The sequence below is a fragment of the Maridesulfovibrio sp. FT414 genome (genome assembly GCF_050916235.1).
In the GTDB taxonomy this organism is placed as follows: domain Bacteria; phylum Desulfobacterota; class Desulfovibrionia; order Desulfovibrionales; family Desulfovibrionaceae; genus Maridesulfovibrio.
Genome location: NZ_CP104854.1, coordinates 760,857 through 783,154, shown reverse-complemented (window position 1 = coordinate 783,154; position 22,298 = coordinate 760,857). Strand labels below are relative to the sequence as shown.

The window sequence follows — 22,298 nt, the reverse complement described above, 5'->3', positions numbered from 1 at the left end:
TGTGCTGAACAGACCTCATAAAATCCTGATCGCCAACAGGGGCGAAATCGCCATCCGCATTGCCCGGGCTTGTATTGAGCTCGGGCATGAGTTCGTATGTGTTTTTACCGAAGCGGACCGGGAGAGTGGGCACGTCCGTTTTGCTGTTGAAAACGGTGGAAGCGGTGCTCTGTTCAAAATCAGCTCCTATCGTGATGCCAATGAGATTTTCAGTGTGGCGGATAAAGTCATGGCGACCGCAATCCATCCCGGCTATGGCTTTTTCGCTGAGGATTTCCGATTTGCCCGCCGGGTTGTCGAGCGCAATAATCCCCTCATTTTCATAGGCCCCTCATGGTGGGTCATTCAGGAGCTTGGCGACAAGATCAATACCAAGCGTCTGGCCCGCAGCCTCGGTGTCCCTACTGTTCCTGGCTCAGATCGTCCCATCTATGACGAGCTTGAAGCCGTGGAACTGGCGGAAAGCCTTTTTGCCTTTCAGCATGAACAGGGCCTTCAGGCTCCGGCAATCATGGTCAAGGCGTCCGCCGGAGGCGGCGGCATGGGCATTGAGGAGGTCGGCGATCCTGATGAGTTCCGTTCCGTCTACCGGCGCATTCGAAATTACGCCAAACGCCAATTCAATGATGAAGGCGTTCTGATAGAGCAGCGAATTTACGGGTTCAATCATCTCGAAGTTCAGGTGGTATCTGAAAGAAGCGGGAAGAAGCATGTCCATTTCGGTACGCGCAACTGCTCGGTTCAGAGCAGCGGAAACCAGAAACGCATTGAGGTTGCCCCAGGTTTTGCCCCTGATGAAATTCATTATATTTTTGATGCCGGAGACCTGCTTGAAAGTATAACCGGCCATTCCCTGTCCATGGCCCGTGAAGTCGGGTACGACAGTGTGGGGACATGGGAATGGATTGTCACTCCAAGAGGGGAACCTTTCCTCATGGAAGTCAATACCCGCATTCAGGTTGAAAACGGTGTCTCGGCTGCCATTGCTTCCCTCAAGGGTAACGATGGAGTGGACATTGTCAGGGAGCAGATCAGGCTCGGCCTTGGCGGGGGCATGGATTATTCCCAGCAGGAAATTTCATTGTCAGGCGTTGCACTGGAGTACAGGATTATCGCGGAAAATCCGGCTGAAGACTTTTGTCCGTGGGTGGGAACCATTACTGAATTCGGCTGGCAGAAAACCGACTGGCTGCAGGTTCATACCCAGGTACCCACTGACCGGCCTTATGAGATTCCCACCGAATTCGATCCCAACCTCGCGCTGGCCATAGTCCGCGGTGATTCTTTGCGGCAGGTCAGGGAAAGGGGAGTCCAGTTTCTCAAGGGTTTGAAGTTGAATGGTGCCGATCGTCATGGCCGGTCGCTTGAGTCCAATATATCCTATCTGATTGAAAGGACAACCCGCCTGCTGGAATTCTAGGATGAATATCAATAAGCGCATAGACGCTCTGGTGGAGCGGTTAAACTATATCCGGGATATTTTCGGTAATTCCGAAAATGCCAACATCACCATGTTGCGCACCGAACTTGATGAATTCCGGTCCTCCTTCAGAGAGCTTGAACGTTCCGAATCACTGCGGCGGCTTTCACGGCTTGAAGATCTTTTCGCTTTTCTTGAATCCAAGCTGGAAAAAGAGCTTACGCCGATGGACCGGGTGCGTATTGTCCGCCATCCTCAACGCATCAGCCTTACCGACATTCTGGAAAACGTTTACGACAACTACACCGAGCTCGGCGGGCTTGGAGAGTTCAGTATTGATCCGGCAATGCTTATTGCGCAGGCGTATATAACCCGCAGGGTCGGCAATAAGGTAATTCATCAGCCGGTCATGGTCATCGGGCAGGAGAAGGGGCACGGGCAGGAATTCCGCAACGGCGGGTCCGCCAAACCCTGGGGTAACGCGCGGGCTCTGCACTATATGAAGGTTGCACAGGCGGAAGGAATTCCGATTCATACCTATATTTTTACCCCCGGCTCCTATCCGGTTGAGGATTATCCCGGAGCAGCGCAGCAGATTGCACGCAACATTTACGAAATGGCCCGCATAGATGTTCCCATCGTCTCCATTATTTCCGAAGGCGGTTCAGGGGGAGCAGAGGCTATCGGTCTCGCCGACCGCAGACTGATGCTGTCACATGGATACTATTCGGTAATTTCTCCGGAAGGCGCGGCAGCTATCGAGGCCAATCTTGCCACGGGAAATCGTGTGGGTGATCGGATGATTTCAGAATGTGCCCGCAAGCTTTGCATTACGGCGGCGGATAATCTTCGAATGGGGTATGTGGACCGCATCATTAAGGAGCCTGATCTCGGTGCCAAGCCGAACAGCTATGAATTTTTCAGGACATTGCGTTCCGAAGTAATCAGGGCCACCAACGAAGCATGCGTTTCCGTCAAGGGACTGAAGCTCTTCCGGGCCATGGCGCTGAAGCAGGGCAAAGGAAACAGCGAAGAGGATGTTTTCATGCGCTGGGCACTTACGCCCGGGGCAAGAGCCCGGTTGGTGGAAAAGCGGTATGAAAAGTTTCGTCGGCTTTCTACCGGGGCCTATATGGACCACCGCTCTATTTTCCTGCGTGCCGGGGCTGCAATTCAGGGCGTTGCCTGGGCGACACGTTCATGGGTGGTATATAATCTTGTCGGTCGTGCAATCCGTGCAGCCAAGCTCGGTATGGAAGAAATTCAGGCCGAGGCCCATCTGGTAAGGGAAAGAACGGCCCGGCTGCTCAGGGGAAGTAATGGGCAGTCTGGGGGGACGGCGACTGTATCATCTGATATTCGTGAAAAACTTTTCTGCCTTTCAAGTGAGGAAGGAAGTCCCTGCTTTGATGAAGGGCGCTGGAAATACAACAGCCCGCGGGTGCGCGAGGACCGAACTTACAGCTGTCCTAATTCCGTATCCGAAGGCTGTCTTGATCTCTGGGGGCCGGATCTGTTCGGAGATTTTGCCGGGGTCTGCAGCTCCTGCGGTCACCATTTTCCGATGGAATATCAGTGGTATCTGTATAATGTTTTCAATTATGCCGAGGGGTTCGAGTTCAACTCCGGCATTGAGTCGGCAAATCCTCTCGATTACGAGGGCTTTGACCTGAAGCTTGATGAAGCGCGCAAGAAAACCGGATTGCGGTCCGCATGCATCACGTTTGAAACCCGCCTGAACGATATTAACGCTGTTGTTGTCTGCCTTGCCGCTCCTTTCCGTGGCGGGTCAGTCGGCGCAGCGGAAGGTGAAAAGATTATTCGCGCTGCTGAACGGGCCCAGAGAAAGCAGCTTCCGCTTATTACCTACGTGCACGGAACTGCCGGAATCAGAATTCAGGAAGGTACGAGCGGGGTTCTCCAGATGCCGCGCTGCACCATGGCCCTGCGTCGTTATGTGGATGCCGGGGGCCTGTATCTTGTAATATATGATACCAACTCCTACGGCGGGTCCGTAGCCAGTTTTCTGGGATGCTCGGCCTATCAGTTCGGTATCCGCTCATCAAACATAGGTTTCGCAGGTCCGCGGGTCATATTGGAAACAACGGGCATCAGTGTACCGCCTGATTACCATAGCGCTTGGAATGCATTGTCGCGGGGACACATTCAGGGTATCTGGGACCGCCGCGAAATGGCTGACAATATACATCAGGCACTTATTACCATGGGCGGCAGAAATCTGTATTACAGATAATTTTACCTTCGTTTGTGTATGTGTTTATCTTAATATGCTTTCTGTGCTAGGGACTGCATGAAGCTGTTGACTTTGGGGTTATTGTCTGCAAATTTCCCGGTGCCGTGTTTTTTGGGCTGCTCACAGTGCTGCCCGGATTTTAAAAAGTGTATATAATGGACTGCCGCCAAGTTGCGAATTGCATGAGTCTGAAATAAATCGAGGTTAATATAATGCTTAATATCAAAGAGTTGCTTGAAGAAATAAAGGCTTCTCCCTACGAGGAGATAGAAATATCCGTTCCCCATACCGGATTGGTTGAATATGCCGGGCTGAAAGTTGGCGACAAGGTTAAAGGCCCCACCGGTGAGTGGAAAGAAAAGACCGGAACCGTGCTGGCCAAGCTTACTCGTGAACGTAATACCAAGACCATTACCGCTCCGGAAAAGGGTGAAATTGTTTCCATCAGGCAGGACCTTGAAGGGCAGTTTGTAGAAGCAGGCGAAGTGCTGATAAAAATCCGCCATTTCCTGTCCAAGGAAGAGGTCATCGAACAGATCCTCAAAAAAGCGCTTTTCCTGTTTAATGCACCGGAGAAGGCCAAGTATTATTTCACTCCCGAAGTGGACAGCAAGATCAAAGGTGCTGGTGCCCGTTCCGTCAAAGTTCACGAGGGCATGGACCTGCTGATTGTTTCCCGTATGAAGCGTGAAACCCCGCTCAGCTACAGCGGCCCTGAAGGCCTTATTTATTCCGTTTATTTCCATAACGGAGACAACATTGATGCCGGTCAGCCTCTTGTGGGTATCTGCCCTGCAGATCAGCTCAAGCTGATTCAGGAAGTGGTCAACCGTGTTCAGAGCGAATGGGAAGAGCGCGATTAAAAGCTGCAGCTTCGCCATTGACGGACTCTTTTTTTCCGTATTAGTAAAGGACTTTTGCAATGGGTAACGTACTTCAGATCAGGGTTATGGCTCAGACATATAATGAGGCCGAGGTAGAGAAAAACTGGCCCCATCTGGTCAGGACAGCGTGGGAAGAACCGCAGGTAAAAGGGCGGCCTCACGGTGTTATTGAGCTTGTGGAAGATCTGAAAGACAGGCTGGAGCTGGGTATGATTCCCGAAGAAAAAGCCGCAGCTATGGCCGATTCCATCCGGAGGGCTTACGACCTTAAATTAAGGTTGGAAAAAGCGCTGGGGGACTGGAAGGCTTCGGAAGCGAATACCGTCAGCTATGACCTTGAAGAAGAGTTGAGTGTCGCGGAAAAAATCGCGGCAAAAAGAAAATACAGATAAATGGGGGCCGTAAATGGCAGGAAGCATGAACAAAGTAATATTGATAGGACGCCTCGGGCAGGACCCGAAACTTTCTTACACAACATCCGGTCAGGCGTTTGCAAACCTGTCAGTTGCCACCGACGAGGGCTACAAGGATCGTAATACCGGCCAGCGTGTTGACAGAACAGAGTGGCACCGTGTTGTGGCATGGCGTCAGACCGCGGAATTTGCAGGCAAGTTCCTTTCCAAGGGCCGCCTGGTTATGGTCGAAGGAAAGCTGCAGACCCGTAAATGGCAGGACCAGAACGGTCAGGAACGCTACACAACTGAAATTGTAGCCAACGTCATTCAAGGGCTCGACAGCAAGCAGGAAGGCGGCTATCAGAATCAGCCACAGGGAAATGGGAACTACAACAATAATCAGCAGGGCGGTTATCAGCAGCCTAACCAGCAGCAGGGGCAGCAGTATAATAACCAGCAGTCCCAGCCGTATGGCGGATATCCTGACGACGAGGATCTCGGTCCTGCATTTCCCTCCGAAGCAAGCGGAATGGACGAAGTACCGTTCTAGCAGTCTTCAAATTAAAAGAGTAAATAAGAAAGGCGAAGTCATTGATTTGACTTCGCCTTTTTCGTTGGTTGCTGCTGTTCTATCTGCGTTTAAGTCTAAACCCGCAGTTTAGGCTTTCAGGACGCTCCTTCCGGATAAGCTGACTGGTGCAGCTGATTTATGAGTTTCCTTCCTCTTGGCAGTCTCCAATCTTCGTGGACAAAACATGTGTCTTCAGTTCGTAGGATCTGGCAGGAATTTGTTACAATCGGTCTCTCTACCAAAATAACCCCTTTGCATGACGTAATGAAAGTCAAAACCGACATTCATTAAGGAGGTAATCCATGAATTTTGAACTTCAGAAGCCCACGCATTGGGTAAAATTAATATCAGCCAGGTTTTGTTTGTAAAGCCGGGATGTTCTATGTGAATCGCAATTTATTTCATCTTTTATGAGTATGGTTTAAAGTCGGCTGTTGTGGTATTTGGGGCATGACTGATCATAGATGGGGCGTAGGCTTTTATGAAAGCGGTTGAAATAAGTTCAGGTCCGGTTTTGCTAAAGGAGTAATTACATGTTTCAAAGTGCCATCGGTCATGCAGAGGGCATGGACACCGCTCAGGTTGTCAGTCAGGTAATTGGACAGCTGACTGAAAAGCTCGGCGGAACACTTCCCGCAGCGCTGCTTGTATTCGCCAGCAGCGAGTTTGACCATTCTCTTATGTTGAAAGAACTGACAGCCGTTTTTCCGAATACTCCGGTGGCTGGAGGGACTACCCTCGGGGAATTCAGTTCCGATTGTGGGCTGAGTGACGACTCGATCATTGTCACGGCCTTTGTTTCCGATTCGATCTGCTTCGCTTCCGGGGTGGCAACCGATCTGAAGAATGATCCGCAGACAGCTGTTCAGCGGGCCTGGAAAGATGCAGTGGTTGATCTGGGACAAGAACCGAAATTATGTCTCATTTTCCCTGAATCCGGGGTCAGTAATGTAGGACATATTTTACGGTTGTTTTCGGAAATGGGCGGGAACGGAAACTGTGCCCTTGCGGGAGGTATTGCGGACCGTGGACCAGGCAGTCCTCACCCCCCGGCCTTGTTTCATGAATCCGGTCCGGTCGCGGAGGGTGTTGCCTTCCTGCTTATCGGCGGACCTCTTTCCGTGCATAGCCTGGCCTGCCGTAACTGGGAGGAAATCGGACGTTCCGGGACTGTGACAGCTTCCAACGGTCCGGAGATTCATACAATCGATGCCCGTCCTGCAGTTGAATTCTATCGGGAACATCTGGGCTCTGAAGCTCCCCCATTGCCGGAATTTCCTTTGAGTGTCCGGGAAAAGGGGCAAAGTAATTTTTCCATACGCGGTGTTTTGGGTATTAACGAAGCAACTGGTTCTATTACTCTCAGTGATGACATTCCTGTGGAGTCAACGTTGAGGTTGACCAAGTCCAAGCCGCAATTCCTGCTGGAAGGGGTTCACAGCAAATTTCGTGATATTCCGCGCGAAGTAATAGAAAAGTCGACAATTGCACTGGCCTTTTCGTGCGGAGCACGCCGGTGGATGCTCGGTACCAAAGCTCATCAGGAGATAGCCGCCATCAAGCATGCGCTGCCCTGTGATTTTCCCCTGGTCGGTTTTTACAGCTTCGGAGAAATAGGCCCTGTTGTTTGCAATGGGCGCAGCTTCCTGCATAACCACACTCTGATCTCAGTTTTGCTTGGGGAAGAGAATGGCAGGGCCATATCCAGACCAGATTCATGCTGCAAAAAACTGATAAAAGAACACACTCCCTCAATTGAAGGGTTGCAGAGTGAAAATAAGTTTCTGGTTCGTAAGCTTGCACGTGCCGAGTTCAATCTGAAGAACATGGAAAACCACCGGACTGCCGGTTTGACGCTTATGCTCAATCTTCAGGCCGGGCTCAGGAAAAGTGAGGAGAAATACCGACGTGTCGTTGAAAGCTGCACTGAGGGATTTCTGCTTATGGGCAAGGACTGCCTCATTACGTATGTCAACGATGCATGGCTTAAGCTTACCGGTTTTACACGGGATGAAGTAATCGGGACTTCCCCGGAATCCTATACGCTTGACGGAGTCATGGGGATTGATCCGGGCCAGTTCAAGAGTTTGAAAGGGCATACCCGTGAAACGGCCCTTATTCATAAAAAAGGGCAGCATGTTCCGGTTGTTATCAACTCCAATGCTCTTACGAGTGATTCCGGGGAGTTGATGGGCTATTTCTCTTTTACCACAGACCTTACTGAACAAAAAAGGGCTCTGTTGCTTGCCGGGCAATTCCAGCAGAGCCTTCTTCCATCAGAGGCCCCCGATATTCCTGGTTTGGAACTGGCAGGTCGCTCAGACCCCTGCGATGAGGTCGGCGGGGATTACTTTGATTACATCTGTACGAATGAAGGTTCATGTTCTCTGGTGGTTGCTGATGTTTCAGGTCATGGAGTGGACGCTTCTCTTCTGGTCAGTTCTGTGCGGACCTATCTGCGCAGCCACCCGACCGATAAGGATAACCTCGGAGAGATGGTTTCCAGCCTGAATGCGCAACTGGCGAAAGATGTCTGGCAGACAGCCAGATTTGTGACTCTTTTCCATCTTCTGGCTGATTCCCGGTCAGGTGAACTTGTCTGGGTGAGGGCCGGGCATGATCCGGCCTGGGTCTATGATCCTGACGAGGACACATTCCAGACTCTTGAAGGTCAGGGACTGCCTTTAGGTGTGCTTGAAGACACCCGTTACACTGCCTACAGACTTGATGTGCGCCCCAAAAATGCAATTATCATAATTGGTACGGATGGTATATGGGAGTGTCATGACATTAATGGAAAAATGTTCGGGAAGGAGCGCTGTATGGATGTGATACGGCGTAATGCGGCGGAGGATGCCCACACCATCAGGGACAGGGTTTTCGAAGCCGTACAGCAGTTTTCGCGTGGTGCACGCGTACATGATGACATGACGCTGGTTGTGGCAAAATTTTACGAGTAAGGCTATACGCGGTCTTTAGCCATGAGTTCTCGATCTGCTGATCCTAGGACAAGAGTGAGTACACTTTAAACGAAGACTCAGCGTACACTCATTCTGAAGTTGCCTATAGCCTTGGAATCTCTTGCGACATCTTTCCTCGGTGCGTCGTTGGTATTTCCGTAACGGTTGGACTGCCTTTGCCGGACAGGAAAGGATTTTGTCTGAGAGAGGACACCTGTGTGTCCTCTCTCAATTTTAAATCAAACTATTAAAGCGCGTCAACCCCGGATTCTCCGGTGCGGATTCTGACAACTTCCTCGACCGGGTAAATGAAAATCTTCCCATCGCCGACCTGTCCGGTGCGTGCGGAATTGCTTACCGCTTCGATTACATCGTCGACGATGTCTTCATCAATGACCACTTCTATTTTTACCTTCGGCAGGAAGTCCACCTGATATTCCGCGCCGCGGTATACTTCTTTGTGTCCGCCCTGACGGCCGAAGCCCTTAACGTCCGTGACAGTCATACCCTTTATGCCTATTTCACGCAGGCATTCCTTGATTTCTTCCAGTTTGAAGGGGCGGATGATTATTTCTACTTTTTTCATGGCTTACTCCGTACGAATGATAGCTGGCGATTAATTCTGATAGGCACTTTCGTTGTGTTCGCTGGTGTCCATTCCTTCCTCTTCGGCTTTCTGGGACATGCGCAGCGGTGAGACGGCATTGATAATCTTGAGCAGGCCGTAGCTGATGACAAGAGTGTAGCCGCCAACAATCAGAATACCCTTGAACTGGGCGATCAGCAAGCCGATGTTGCCGTGGAGAAGTCCGTCAGCGCCTGCAGGGTTGATGGCTGCGGAAGCGAATATGCCCAGGCATATGGTTCCGATGAGTCCACCCACGCCGTGTATGCCGACAACGTCGAGGCTGTCATCATATCCGAATTTTGTTTTGAACATGACAGCGCCGTAGCAGATAAGGCCGCCAAGCAGGCCGATGAAAACGGCAGAGTTGGGGCTGACGAATCCGGCAGCAGGGGTGATTGTGGCAAGTCCTGCAATGGCTCCGGATGCCGCTCCGAGTGATGTCGGTTTACCGGTGTGGTACCATTCCACCGCACACCATGCCGCCATGCCGACCATCCCGGCAATGTGGGTGGCAACGAATGCCCCACCGGCAATGCCGTCAGCTGCAAGGGCGCTGCCTCCGTTGAATCCGAACCACCCGAACCACAGCAGCCCGGTTCCGAGCAGGGTCATGGGCAGATTGTGGGGAATGAACATTCTCTTCCCATATCCGGTGCGCGGGCCGATTACAATGCAGGCCACAAGTGCGGCTACACCGCAGGTCAGGTGGACCACCAGCCCTCCGGCAAAGTCCTGCACACCCATTGCGGCCAGAAAGCCTCCGCCCCATATCCAGTGGCAGACCGGGTTGTAGACAAGGACCGCCCAGAGTACGCTGAATGCGATGAAGGGAGCAAAACGGACCCGCTCCGCAAAAGCTCCGGTAATGAGCGCCGGGGTAATGACGGCGAACATACACTGATAAATCATGAACACGATCTGGGGGATGGTGGTTGCGTATGTTTCACTGGGAGCTGCAGTAACGCCGTTAAGGGCGAAAAATGACAGGTCCCCGATAATTCCCCCGATGTCCGGGCCGAATGACATGGTGTAGCCCAGATAGATCCATTCCACGCTGATGACAGAGATCATTATGAAGCTCTGCATAATAGTGCCAAGTACGTTTTTGCTGCGTACCATCCCGGCATAGAAAAGCGCCAGTCCGGGGGTCATCAGCAGTACAAGTGCTGCTGAAATAAGAATGAATGCGGTATCTCCGGTGTTTATCATTGAAATTGTCTCCTTTTCTTTCCGGATATGATCTTGCCGGGTAGGATTGCTCCCGGCTGGCAGGATTTGCTGTCGTCCAGTCTTTGGACGGCATGTTTCAAAATTGTCATATGAAGGTGATTCAAATTTGTAGATAGCTACAAAAAGGTAACATATCTGTCAATTGGAAGCGTGTGGGCCGATTTTAAGACGTGAATTCAGAAGATATTGCGCAAAAAAATATTTATGGATGGTTTTTTAGTGATTTATGATGAAATAAGAAAATAAATTTGAATATTTGAAAATAGAGTACAAAAATGTAGTGAGTATAGTGAGCTTTTTATGGGTAAAATATTTCAAAAAAAGTAGTATCTGCACGCTATGTGACGAAATTGTAAATGCTGTGCAGGGTTATCTGGGCAACTCCGGGAACAGCTGTTTTACAAGGGCAGAAGCTTCCTGAGTTGCCATGATTGCACTGAAATCGCTGACAAAAGGCTTGAGGTCATCTATAAGCAACGGAATATGTTCAGTGCAGGCTTGTGCTGAGTTGAATGGCTCGGAGCCGGGTGCGGTGGGAGTTGTTTCTGTCTGATACAGGTAACAACTCAGTTTCCAGGCTACCTGCAGGTCTCGGTAGGCATAGCGATATTCCCGTAACGCCTTGTATTTTTTTGCTCGCAGAAGGAAGGCCTGGGCTTTGTCTGACTCTGAGGCGTTGGATTTTATGACACTGTCCAATTGTCCTACAGCTTCGCTGTGTCTGGATTCTCTGCTGTATTGCATGGCTTTATCCAGCGACCCGGTGAAAACAGCACAACCCTGTGCAAGCAGGAGCAGAAGCAGAATTACTGCAGTGCAGGTCCGGGTGCTGAATTCTTTCATCATGCTGTCATTATTGCACATGCCTGAGTGCAATGTCCATTGCGGCTCTGCTTCTGCCAGGTTCATTTTTTACAGCTTGATGAACCTTTCCTGTATTTCTTTGATCTGATCGTCTTTTACATAGAGGAAGCGCACCCTGTGCCCGCAGTTGTGCTGACAGCCGCATTGTTCAACGCAAACTCCTGCGTAGATGGGCAGGCTGTTTCTCAGGCATGGGATTTTAAGGTATAAAAAGCTGTTTCCGGCTATTTCTGTCTCGCTGTGAAAGTCACAGCCCAGTTCATCAATGTGGTGGATGGTTCCTGTGACAGGATTGACCATGGCCGGATCGTCTTCAAGACTTATTTTTATGGGGATATTTACTGAAATGAGACACGCTGTCGCATTGCCGGTGCAGCCTTTTTCGCGGCAGGCGCACAGGAAATTGTCTTCATTATCCAGGAAAACCGGCTCCATAAATTCAACAACAGCCCTCAATGTCGGAGTGGTGGCTGCAAATGACAGTATTCTGTTGCGGGCACAACAGGGGGTATTCATCATTTTTCGCATATCCAGAATCTGTCCTGAGTAGTTGTTCTTCAGCATGGAGCAGCAAAACTCATCAGGGCAGGAACAGCAGTCCACGTTAAGCATGTCTGCGAGAACGCAATAACGGTATGAATCCGGTTTGTCTGTATATACGAGGATTCGTTTGGCATCTTGTAGCATGGCAGTTGATCTTTATAGGTTTGATGTCGTAGGTAATGGTGAACTGTGTATGCTTTCTTTGGCAAAGGGTGCTTCCCTGTCAGCGTGAGCGTACTGTCAGGGAAGCACATTGTAATTCTTATTCTGAGCGTGTTTTTACAGAAAATCGAAATGGCAGGGCGGAATTGCGATGTGCATGTCCGCATCTATTTCAGGTACGTGAAATAGAAAGTAGAGATGTTTTGACGGGGGCGCGGTGAACAGGTTGCCTTTCATGTGCTTCTTGATGATTCCTTCAGGGAGCCCGTGCATGGCGGATAGTTTCTTAATTCCCATGCCGATGAGGACCATTGCTTCCTGTTTGAAGTGAACCTCAAAAAGGGACACCCTGCGTGCCATCCTCTGGTTAAGCTGAACTTTTCCACCGCAGCCGCACATGGATTCATCTAAAAACATACTGTTCTCCTTTTTCGGAACTAAACGATTTTGATATTGAATTTCGTTTTCAATAAAATGAGTGCAGATGGAAGTCAACACAAATTGGAATATCAGCGATGTTTTAAATATCAAGATGAGATAAATGAATAATATTGCAGATGGCTGGGCGGAGTGAATCGGTAAAGCTGAGCAGACAGAAAAACTTGGTTGTTGTCTTGTTTGTCTGTACCGTAGCAATAAGCAGTTCAGGAAGTCGTCCTTCTTTTTATTTACATAATGACAGACTGTTCGGTGGTATTGTGAACTGGTCAAAAATGCCAGCAAAGCAAAATATGGGACAAAGAATGACAAATGATAGCCTACAGTATTATGCGGCTGAGAAATCATGAGTTGCTGGGTTTGCGTCCAGATATGGTCTTATATACCGATCCACAAGTTCCGTGCGTTGATCCTGTCGGATGCTGACAAACTGAATGCCGTAGCCGCGGAAAGAGCTTCGGGAACTTTCGGTCCAGCGTATAGCTCCGTATATCGGGAGCTTGTTGGAAAGCGCATGAAATTTGATATGAATGAATCGGTTTGCTGAGAGGTCGGCTCTGGTCCGTATCAGGCAACCGGCCTCGGATAGATTTATTACATCCGCCAAAACTATTCTTGCCATGGCGTGGTCGTCCTCCGGGCTTACAAGAACCTGAATGTTTACTTCGGCGCGTTCAAATTGGCGCAGGTTAGTCACTTTTTGCGACTTGCAGTTGTCACGGAAAATATCCGGGTTGTCTACCAACTGAACGGTATATTTGCTGGCCTTGGTTCTTAGCAGGGGAACATCTGCTGCAACGTTGAATATGTTGTTTCTGTCCTTGGCTGGAAGCTGCATGACTTTCTTCATTTCCATGATCACGCCACAGTAATTTTTGCTGAGAGCTTCTGTGAAGAAGGAGTCAAGCTCGCAGCAGAATTTGATGTCGAGCTCAGAGTGAAGTCCCAGATCATTGTACGGGATATGGTTATCTGCAAAGGCAAGCACAGGAAGTCTGGAGCCGAGGTTCATCTTTTATCCTCCATAAAAAAAATGCCCGGAACCCATTTTCGGGCTCCGGGCAATGTAAACTGCGTCGGTGGCAGTCTTGTTACACGCAGGTTAAATCTCGAACAGCATTTCAAGGTCGTCTCTGGTGAGCGACTTGAGAGCGGACTGCCCGGGAATTATGGCATCTGCGACGTTCTTCTTCATTTCCTGCAGCTTGAGGATTTTTTCCTCAACAGTGTTCTGGCAGATCATTTTGTATGCAAAAACCTGCCGCTTCTGGCCGATACGGTGTGTTCGGTCTGTTGCCTGACTTTCTACCGCAGGGTTCCACCACGGGTCGTAGTGGATGACGTAGTCGGCGGACGTCAGGTTGAGTCCGGTTCCGCCTGCCTTCAGCGAAATAAGGAAGATCGGGATGTCCGGGCTGTCGTTGAAGCGGTCGACCTGATCGAAGCGGTCCTTGCTGGAGCCGTCGAGATAGGCGAACGGGATATCCTTGATGGTCAGCCAGGAGCGGATCACATGCAGCATCTGCACGAACTGGGAGAAGACCAGTACCTTGTGTCCGCCTTCGACGATGTCAAAGACAAGGTCTTTGAAGGCATCAAACTTGCCGGAAGGCAGGTTGGTGGACAGGCCGGGCATATCCAGTTTGAGCAGCCTTGGATGGCAGCAGATCTGTCTGAGTTTGAGCAGAGCGTCGAGAATGGACATCTGGCTCTTGGCCATGCCTTTTTCATCGACATCCTTGAGCACCTGATCCTTGAGCCTCTTGGCAAGCGCGTTGTAAAGCTCGCGCTGCTCTTCGATGAGATCACAGTAATGTACGGTTTCGATCTTGGGCGGCAGGTCCTTGGCAACCTCGGACTTCGTGCGGCGCAGGATGAACGGTTTCACCCTTGTGCGCAGGTAGTTGAGGGTTTCCTCGTCTCCGTCCTTGATGGGCTTGACTATGCCGCGCTGGAAGGCGTGCTGAGAGCTCAGGAATCCGGGCATGAGGAATTCGAACAGAGACCACAACTCGAAGAGGTTGTTCTCAATGGGCGTACCGGAGAGGCACAATCTCATATCACTCTTGAGCTTGCGGACCGACTTGGCGGTGATGGTGTTCGGGTTCTTGATGTTCTGTGCTTCGTCAAGGATAACCGATGTATATTCGTGTTTGAGGAGTTCCTCCAGATCACGGCGCAGCAGCGCATAGGTCGTGATTACGATGGTGGACTCCGGAATCTGCTTGAAAAGGTCCTCGCGTCTGGAACCGTAAATGGTCAGAATCGGCAGATGCGGGCAGAATTTCTGCGCTTCACGTTCCCAGTTGGGCATAACCGAAGTGGGGACGATGATCAGGTTCGGGCCGGTGATGCCGCGTTCATGCAGCGAGAGGATGAACGACAGGGTCTGGATGGTTTTACCAAGACCCATCTCATCCGCCAGAATTCCGCCGAAATGGTATTCGCGCAGGAAGTTCAGGTAGCTAAGTCCCTGTACCTGATAGGGGCGCAGGGTTGCATTAAGGGCCTTCGGCTGCTCGATCATTTTGATTTCATCAAAGTTGTGGATCTTTTCCCTGAGTTTGACGAAATGTTCGTCAGTCTTGGTGTCTGGGAGATCTTCAATGATCTTGTCAAGAACCGGGGTCTCATACTGCTCGAACTTCTGTCTGGGCGGCTGCTCGGGGTCATAACCAAGGGCCTTGAGCTTGTGGCTGAGTTTCTTGAGCCATGATTCGGGGAGGCTGGTGTAGGAGCCGTCCTTGAGCTGCACATAGCGTTTGCCCTGACTCCATGCTTCCCAGATCTTGTCGATGGGTACGCGCTGGTCGTCGTATTCCACGGTGATGTCGAGGTTGAACCACTTGTTCTCTTCGTCAGTTTCGATCTCGGCGATGATCTGCGGGTTGGTCAGCCTTACCTTGTAGCGGGTGAGGTTCTTCTCCCCGTATATTCTGTATGCTTCCACCAGTTGCGGATAGTGGTCGAGCAGAAAGGTGATTGCAGCTTCCTGTTCCATGAACCACACGGAATTGCTTCTGGGCTGGAAGCCCATATCGCGCAGTTCCGAGAACAGCTGGGCTTCTTCGTCCTGAGCGCGACGGACCAGATAGGACTTCTCCCCGTCCCTGTAGCTGCCGGTCTGCAGGTCGGGATTGGGGTCGCCCATGGGAACTTCGCCATGCTCAGTTTCGTAAATATTGTCGATCTTTATGGTCAGCAGAGAACCTTCTTCATTGAGGTAGAGCTTCGGATTGAAGGTTGCCGGAACAAAGAAGGGCTGCATCTTTTCGAGAAATTCCTCGTGGTCATGCAGGTCTGAAACAGGAATCTGGGTCCAGACGCGATCAAGGAATTCCGGAATGTCGGCCGGAGGAATGATCGGATTCTGGATGCGCATTTCCTGAACGAGCTTGGGAGCGAGGGTGGTCTGCACCGGATAGAAGCCGTGTTTCCAGTAAACCCACAGGGGCAGTCTGCCGTAGAAGAAGACCTCGTCGTCGTCCATAATGGAGAACGGAGGCTTGCCTTCGTCGGACAGGAGAATATCAAATCTCAGGCCGTCCTCGGAGAGCTCGGGTGAAAGTCTGAGCTGCATGGTCCTGCTTTCAATACGGATGGGTGTGTCCGTTTCCCGCAGGAACATGTAGTATTCGTCCTTGATGGCCGTGAAGAACCATGCGTGAAGTCCTGAGGGGATTTCCACGCGATGGCCGCGATAGTCCAGATAATGGCCGATCTGTTCAGCCACATGGGGAAGCCCCGGCGATGTTTCACACCAGTCGTGCTTGTCTATGATATCCTGCAGCTCAATTTCGTTCTGGACCTGAGAGAGCCCGGACTTGTTCTGCCGGGCACGGAAAAAGGCCACCTGCAACCGTTCCGGTTCCGGGAACATGCGGTAGATGATGTAATGCTTGCCTGCTTCCGGCTCCAGTGCTGTGGCAAAAAATGAGCGGAAATTCTGTCTCCAGTCCACCTGTTTCTGCACTTCAGGCTGGTCTTCGTCCTTATCCAGCGACTGAAGCAGCTTCAGTGCGGCAGCACCGACGTGTTTGCAAACGCCGGAAAATGACTCAGGGCAGTTGCAGTAAAAATTGATACTTTCCTCGGCCAGGTTGAGGCCCAGCTCCGAGGTATATATCTGGAAGTCGTCCCCCTGTATGGCAGCGTCCACGTCCCAGTATCTTTCACGTTTTTTCAATTCAAGCCGCTGGACCCCGTCGGAGGCCACAATGGAATGGGACCCGTCCAGAATATATTCTGGTACGGTTCCGGATACAAATGACTTGAGAATTGACTTAACTACGGCTTCTTCGTTTTGAGACATACTTACACGTTCCCCCGAACTATAAACTTCAGTATGCGATTATATATAAATCTGTTTTTGTTATAATGGTAATTATTCTTAGTTTTGCCAGTTACGTGGTTTCCGTAAAGTAAATCGGCTTTGTGGTCAATCAGTCTCGGCACATTACTTGGCTTTTCTTCAACAATAGTCCATAGTGCCAATATTAGCAATGTAGTTGGCTTTATGGAAGTTTTTTATGCAAAAAAAAAGGAAAACATGCGCAGATCATCACTCTTTTTCCTGATTTTCATGTGTCTTGCCCCGGTTTACGGTTGCGGTCAGCAGCAGGGCACTGAAGAGAAGAGCGGGGCCGGGAAGCCGGTTGCTGCAGTGGTTGAGGATTCCAAGCCTGTGTACGGCGGGCGCTATACCGAACCCACCCTTGCAGAGCCGATGTGCCTTATTTCCGCTCTGTCTTCAGATTCTGCAAGCAGCACAGTCGCCAGCAAGATTTTTGTTGCTCTGCTCAAGTACAACAAGGATATTGAGTTGGTGCCGGAAGCTGCCGAGTCTTTTGAAATACTGGAAGGAGGCAAGCTGCTGCGTTTCAAACTGCGTGAGGATATTCGCTGGTTTGATGGAAAACCCCTTACTGCCGAAGATGTTGAATTTACCTATAAGATGATGATTGATCCGAATACCCCCACGGCTTATGCAGGGGATTTTCAGAACATCAAGGAATTCAGGCTGACCGGGAAATACTCTTTTGAAGTCCGTTACGACAAGGTCTTTGCCCGTTCCCTGATCACCTGGGCGTCAGACATTCTGCCCAAGCATATACTTGAAAGCGAGAACCTTAATGAAACCAGATACCGCCGTGAACCTGTCGGGGCCGGTCCCTACAAACTCAAGGAATGGGTGCCCGGGCGCAGGCTGGTTCTGGAAGCCAATGATGATTACTTCGAGGGTCGTCCCTACATTGACCAAATCGTCTACAGGATCATCCCCGACCTTTCCACCCAGTTTCTGGAACTCAAGAGCGGTGCTGTCGACACTATGGGACTTACCCCGCAGCAGTACCTGTTCCAGACAAGCGGCGGCGACTGGGACCGGAATTTCCAGAAGTTCAAGTACCTGTCATTTTCCTATGCCTACCTCGGGTTCAACATGGAAAGTCCTTTCTTCAAGGATGTCCGGGTACGGAAGGCAATCAACTACGCCATCGACAAGGAAGAAATCGTCAAGGGTGTGCTTCTGGGACTCGGTTATCCGGCTATGGGACCCTATAAACCCGGAACATGGGTTTATAACGACAAGCTGAAGCCTTATGGCTATCAGCCGGAAAAGGCCAGGGCCCTGCTCAAGGAAGCCGGCTGGGTCGATACTGACGGTGACGGCATTATTGACCGTGACGGAAAGCCTTTTTCATTTACCATCATCACCAACCAAGGAAATACCTTGCGTATTAAGTCGGCAACAATTATTCAGAACCGTCTGAAAGGAGTCGGCATCGATGTTAAGATCAGAACTCTGGAGTGGGCTGCTTTTCTGAATGACTTTATTCTGAAAGGCCGTTTCGATGCCACTGTTCTTGGTTGGAATATCCTTCAGGATCCTGATATTTATTCCGTATGGCATTCTTCCAAGGCTGTTCCCGGCGGATTGAACTTCATCAAATACAAGAACAGTGAGCTCGATGAGCTGCTTGAAAAGGGGCGTTCCACTCTGGATCAGGCTGAGCGGAAGGTTATTTATGACCGGATTCAGGAGATTATGCACGAAGAACAGCCGTACTGTTTCCTTTATGTTCCCATGGCTCTGCCTGTGTACCAGAAACGGATCAAGGGACTTGAAGTAGCCCCTGCCGGTCTGGATTATAACGCCAATGAGTGGTGGATTCCCTCCGCATTACAGAAGAAACCGAGTTTGCAGCAATAACATTTATGATACGCATCAACGAAATCACTGACATTGTCAGCAGCTATATTGACGACCCCGATCTGGCCCTGATCCAGCGGGCTTACGTTTTCTCCGCCCGTGCCCATGAAGGACAGGTGCGCCTGTCCGGTGAACCGTATCTCGCCCATCCCCTGCATGTTGCTAAAATTCTGGCGGATATGCGACTTGACGAACCGACAATTGCTGCCGGTCTTCTGCACGATACTGTAGAGGATACCGATACCACCATCGACGAAATTGCCGACCTTTTCGGAGAGGAAGTTGCTGACATCGTCGACGGTGTGACCAAGATCAGCATGATGGATTTTGAGTCAAAGGCCATTGCCAAGGCCGAGAACATCCGCAAGATGATTCTCGCCATGGCCGAGGATATCCGCGTGCTCATGGTCAAGCTGGCCGACCGTCTCCACAACATGCGCACCCTTGATTTCCAGAAGAGCTATAAGCAGATCCTTATTGCTCAGGAAACCATGGATATCTACTCCCCGCTTGCTAACAGGCTCGGGCTGTACATGGTCAAAAGGGATCTGGAGGATCTGTGCCTTTCTTACCTGAAGCCAGATGTCTATCAGGATATTACGGACGGATTGGCAAGGCACACCACCATCGGCAAGGAGTACGTCGATAAGGTCGTGGGGCTGCTGACCGACATCCTTAAGGACAACGAGATCAAGGGGACAGTCTACGGAAGGACCAAGCACAAGTACAGCATCCACAAGAAGATGACTCGTCAGGGACTGGATTTTGAGGAAGTCCATGACATAATCGCCTTCAGGGTCATCACTGATACTGTCAAGGACTGCTATTCCGTGCTCGGGCTTGTCCACTCCATGTGGAAGCCTGTTTCCGGTCGGTTCAAGGATTATATTTCCATCCCCAAGGCCAACATGTACCAGAGTCTGCACACTACGGTCATCGGTCCTGAAGGGGAGCGTATTGAGATTCAGATCCGTACCAGTGAGATGCAGCAGGTTGCGGAATACGGTGTTGCCGCCCACTGGCAGTACAAGGAGACCGGAACAAGTACGGCCAAGCAGAATCGCGATGCTGAACGTTTTTCATGGTTGCGTCAGATCATGGACTGGCAGAGGGAGCTTGAAGACCCTCGCGAGTTCATGGCTTCGCTGCGTTTCGATCTTTTCAATGAAGAGGTCTACGTGTTCACCCCGGCCGGTGAGATCAAGGAGTTGCCTGACGGGTCCACTCCGGTTGATTTCGCATACTCGATCCATTCCGAATTGGGAAACCATTGCGCCGGGGCCAAGGTCAACGGGCGGCTGGTTCCGCTGAACACCTCGCTCAAGAACGGCGATACCATTGAGGTCATCACCGACAAGAAGCGCAAGCCCAGCAGGGACTGGCTCAAGTTCGTAAAGACCGCCAAGGCCCGGACCAGAATCAAACACTATATCCGTACTGAGGAACGCACCAGCTCCATCATGCTCGCAAAGGAGATGCTGGAGAAAGAAGGGCGTCGCATGAACCTCAACGTGGCCAAGGCCATGAAGGACGGCTATTTTGTAATTCTGGCCGATGAGTTTTCATGCGGAAGTGTGGACGATCTCCTTTCAAATATCGGTTATTCCAGAATCACGCCCAAGAAAGTGCTGCGTCGCCTTTATGCCGTCATCAATGAGGCTGAAGGGCTTGCCGAGGAACCGAAGCAGGTAGAACAGCATGGAGTCGAAGAGGCCGGCAGCAAGGGTGCAGCCAACTCCATCAATATTGAAGGTGTGGACAATGTTCTGATCCGTTTTGCCGGCTGCTGTACTCCGCTGCCCGGTGAGCCGATCATCGGCTACATCAGCCGTGGCAGGGGGGTTGTAATCCACTCTGCCACCTGTCCAAATATCAAGAGCCTTGAGGCCGAGAGACTGCTTAACGTTTCATGGGTCGGCGGTCAGGAGGAATCCTCCCACCCGGCCCAGATCAGGATCCGGTGCCGCAACCGCAAGGGTATGCTGGCGGAAATCTGCACAATTCTTACGAATATGGATGTGAATATCGATTCCGGTAACTTCAAATCGGATGTGGACGGCAGTTCCGTCCTCGAGTTTACCGTGGAGGTCACCGACCTCGGACATCTGCACCGTTCCCTGAACAAGCTCAAGACTATCGAAGGTGTGCTTGAAGCCACGCGTTTGAGCTAAAATCCGCTAAGACCAATAAAAAAATCCCGCTGACTGATGACAGCGGGATTTTTTTGTTCTGCACTATGGCTGTATTAGCCCGACAATCTCGTCCGTGGTCAGAACCTTAACCGGTGACGGACTGTAGAATTCAGACCATACGTAGTTATGGTGCTCTATGATGATTTTTGCCTCAAGGTAGGGCTTGTCGGCCGTGGTGTGCGCATCGGAGGCAACGAGAACTGTATACCCCTTGCTTGCAGCCTGACGCACTGTGGTGTCCACACAGAAATCCGTACAGCATCCGGTGATGATGAGCTCCTCGGCGTGGATTTTGGTCAGTTTCTCAAGCAGATCGGTATTTACGAAAGAGTCGCAGCAGTTTTTTTCCACGGTCAGATCAGTTTCCCGGTAATCCAGTTCCGGCAGTATCTGCCAGCCGGGGGTGTGCGGTTCAAGACTGTCGCCGTCGCAACCGCAATGCCTTACGAATATGATGGGCACTCCGGTGTCCCGTGCCGTTCCGATAAGGCGGTTTATTCTTCTGACTACACCCTGCGCATCATATCTGCGTGAGTTTTCAAACAGCGCCCGCTGCATATCAATAACCAACAGTGCTCTCATATTCAGCCCCGTTCTCATGGTCTATTTCTGATCGTTAACGTTCGTTTGTTCCATACATTAATTCATCCCTGAAGGATAGCCCACGAACCTGCAGGACAGCCCCAGAACCTGTCGGTTGTTCGTGTTCTGGGATCTCTTCATTTGCTGATAACTATTTAAACAAAGCTTTTAAACAAACGTTTGACTTTGTGGAAATGGGTGGTTATTTCTCTTGCATCTGGAAGAAGGGTTTCAGGCATATTTTATATTTATTTCATATTCTCCCAGCTAAGAGGTTTATCAGATATGACATCAAACTCCAAAGGCAGGACCAATAAAGCCAGAGGCGAAGAGACTCGCGAGAAGTTGGTAGAGGTCGGATTGCGGATGTTCGCAATGAACGGGTTCAACGGTGTGAGCATGCGTAACCTGGCTGCCGAGGCGGAAGTGAACCTTGCTACCGTCGGTTATCACTTTGGCGGAAAGCAGGGGCTTTATGATGCCATCCTGCGTGAAATTATAGCCTTCAGAGACGAGGTTATGCCCGGCATGGATGCAGTTCAAGCCCAGTTGGAGCTGTATGAAGCCGGGAAGCGCAGCCGTCAGGAGCTTGTGTCATGGTTTTTCAGAGGATTGATGCTTGGAATGCTCAATAACCCGGCATCGTTGTGGGGGGTAATGCTTATCAACCGCGAGCTTGCAGCACCAAGTGAATCGTACCGTATGCTGGATGAGGAATTTTTCGACCCGTCCATAAATGCAATGAATCTGCTGCTGAAGGCTGTCATGCCTGCAGAGACATCCTTTACCGAGATTATGGCCGTTGGCACCGCTCTGGTCGGAATTGCACTCAAGTTTGTGAACCCTAAGGCTTTTACCGATAGGGTCGGCTGGGATGAAATGACTCCGGGACGAATTGAGGAAGTAACAGAAATTCTGTGCAGAAGGGCAGCAGCATTCGTCTGCTGTCAGGAGGCATATTAAA

At 50.7% G+C, this 22,298-nt stretch carries 17 protein-coding genes; 9 read left to right on the top strand and 8 right to left on the bottom strand.

The window, feature by feature from the left end:
- Nucleotide 1: 1 nt before the first annotated feature.
- The 6 genes from N7E73_RS03480 (at nucleotide 2) to N7E73_RS03455 (ending at nucleotide 8,484) form a co-directional block, all read left to right on the top strand.
- Nucleotides 2-1,420 carry a biotin carboxylase N-terminal domain-containing protein gene (locus tag N7E73_RS03480; protein WP_432737613.1) on the top strand — a complete coding sequence of 473 codons (1,419 nt, stop codon included), beginning with the start codon at nucleotides 2-4 and terminating at the stop codon, nucleotides 1,418-1,420.
- A gap of 1 nt (nucleotide 1,421) precedes the next feature.
- A complete protein-coding gene (locus N7E73_RS03475; RefSeq protein WP_432737611.1) occupies nucleotides 1,422-3,674 on the top strand; it encodes an acetyl-CoA carboxylase carboxyl transferase subunit alpha/beta in 2,253 nt (750 codons plus the stop codon).
- Between the two features lie 212 nt (nucleotides 3,675-3,886).
- On the top strand, nucleotides 3,887-4,537 hold the full coding sequence (locus N7E73_RS03470; RefSeq protein WP_432737609.1) for a biotin attachment protein: 651 nt from the start codon (nucleotides 3,887-3,889) through the stop codon (nucleotides 4,535-4,537).
- A 59-nt stretch (nucleotides 4,538-4,596) separates the two neighbouring features.
- Nucleotides 4,597-4,950, top strand: coding sequence for a hypothetical protein (locus N7E73_RS03465; RefSeq protein WP_432737607.1), 354 nt, complete (start codon nucleotides 4,597-4,599; stop codon nucleotides 4,948-4,950).
- 13 nt (nucleotides 4,951-4,963) lie between these two features.
- Nucleotides 4,964-5,503: a single-stranded DNA-binding protein gene (locus tag N7E73_RS03460; RefSeq protein ID WP_432737605.1), complete on the top strand. Its 540-nt coding sequence runs from the start codon at nucleotides 4,964-4,966 to the stop codon at nucleotides 5,501-5,503.
- 554 nt (nucleotides 5,504-6,057) lie between these two features.
- Nucleotides 6,058-8,484, top strand: a complete 2,427-nt coding sequence (locus tag N7E73_RS03455) for a SpoIIE family protein phosphatase (protein ID WP_432737603.1) — start codon at nucleotides 6,058-6,060, stop codon at nucleotides 8,482-8,484.
- Nucleotides 8,485-8,731: 247 nt separating this feature from the next.
- On the opposite strand, the gene N7E73_RS03450 is transcribed toward N7E73_RS03455, so the two are convergent.
- The 7 genes from N7E73_RS03450 to N7E73_RS03420 form a co-directional block, all read right to left on the bottom strand.
- Nucleotides 8,732-9,070, bottom strand: a complete 339-nt coding sequence (locus tag N7E73_RS03450) for a P-II family nitrogen regulator (protein WP_432737601.1) — start codon at nucleotides 9,068-9,070, stop codon at nucleotides 8,732-8,734.
- 30 nt (nucleotides 9,071-9,100) lie between these two features.
- The gene (locus N7E73_RS03445; RefSeq protein WP_432737599.1) at nucleotides 9,101-10,321 is read right to left on the bottom strand and encodes an ammonium transporter; all 1,221 of its coding nucleotides are present in this window, start codon (nucleotides 10,319-10,321) and stop codon (nucleotides 9,101-9,103) included.
- A gap of 390 nt (nucleotides 10,322-10,711) precedes the next feature.
- The gene (locus tag N7E73_RS03440; protein ID WP_432737597.1) at nucleotides 10,712-11,251 is read right to left on the bottom strand and encodes a hypothetical protein; all 540 of its coding nucleotides are present in this window, start codon (nucleotides 11,249-11,251) and stop codon (nucleotides 10,712-10,714) included.
- 3 nt (nucleotides 11,252-11,254) lie between these two features.
- Complete coding sequence (locus N7E73_RS03435; protein ID WP_432737595.1) at nucleotides 11,255-11,893, bottom strand: hypothetical protein; 639 nt, start codon at nucleotides 11,891-11,893, stop codon at nucleotides 11,255-11,257.
- A 135-nt stretch (nucleotides 11,894-12,028) separates the two neighbouring features.
- Nucleotides 12,029-12,328 carry a hypothetical protein gene (locus N7E73_RS03430; protein WP_432737593.1) on the bottom strand — a complete coding sequence of 100 codons (300 nt, stop codon included), beginning with the start codon at nucleotides 12,326-12,328 and terminating at the stop codon, nucleotides 12,029-12,031.
- A gap of 349 nt (nucleotides 12,329-12,677) precedes the next feature.
- Nucleotides 12,678-13,361: a PilZ domain-containing protein gene (locus N7E73_RS03425; RefSeq protein ID WP_432737591.1), complete on the bottom strand. Its 684-nt coding sequence runs from the start codon at nucleotides 13,359-13,361 to the stop codon at nucleotides 12,678-12,680.
- 90 nt (nucleotides 13,362-13,451) lie between these two features.
- The gene (locus N7E73_RS03420; RefSeq protein ID WP_432737589.1) at nucleotides 13,452-16,661 is read right to left on the bottom strand and encodes an SNF2-related protein; all 3,210 of its coding nucleotides are present in this window, start codon (nucleotides 16,659-16,661) and stop codon (nucleotides 13,452-13,454) included.
- A 237-nt stretch (nucleotides 16,662-16,898) separates the two neighbouring features.
- Here N7E73_RS03420 and N7E73_RS03415 point away from each other — a divergent pair, with 237 nt between their 5' ends.
- Entirely contained in the window at nucleotides 16,899-18,560 is a 1,662-nt protein-coding gene (locus tag N7E73_RS03415; protein ID WP_432737588.1) for a peptide-binding protein, read from the top strand.
- 5 nt (nucleotides 18,561-18,565) lie between these two features.
- A complete protein-coding gene (locus N7E73_RS03410) occupies nucleotides 18,566-20,731 on the top strand; it encodes a RelA/SpoT family protein (RefSeq protein WP_432737586.1) in 2,166 nt (721 codons plus the stop codon).
- Between the two features lie 63 nt (nucleotides 20,732-20,794).
- Here the strand turns inward: N7E73_RS03410 and N7E73_RS03405 are convergent, their stop codons facing one another.
- The gene (locus tag N7E73_RS03405) at nucleotides 20,795-21,334 is read right to left on the bottom strand and encodes a cysteine hydrolase family protein (protein WP_432737584.1); all 540 of its coding nucleotides are present in this window, start codon (nucleotides 21,332-21,334) and stop codon (nucleotides 20,795-20,797) included.
- A gap of 285 nt (nucleotides 21,335-21,619) precedes the next feature.
- On the opposite strand from N7E73_RS03405, the gene N7E73_RS03400 reads away from it, so the two are divergent.
- A complete protein-coding gene (locus N7E73_RS03400) occupies nucleotides 21,620-22,297 on the top strand; it encodes a CerR family C-terminal domain-containing protein (protein ID WP_432737582.1) in 678 nt (225 codons plus the stop codon).
- Nucleotide 22,298: the final 1 nt, after the last annotated feature.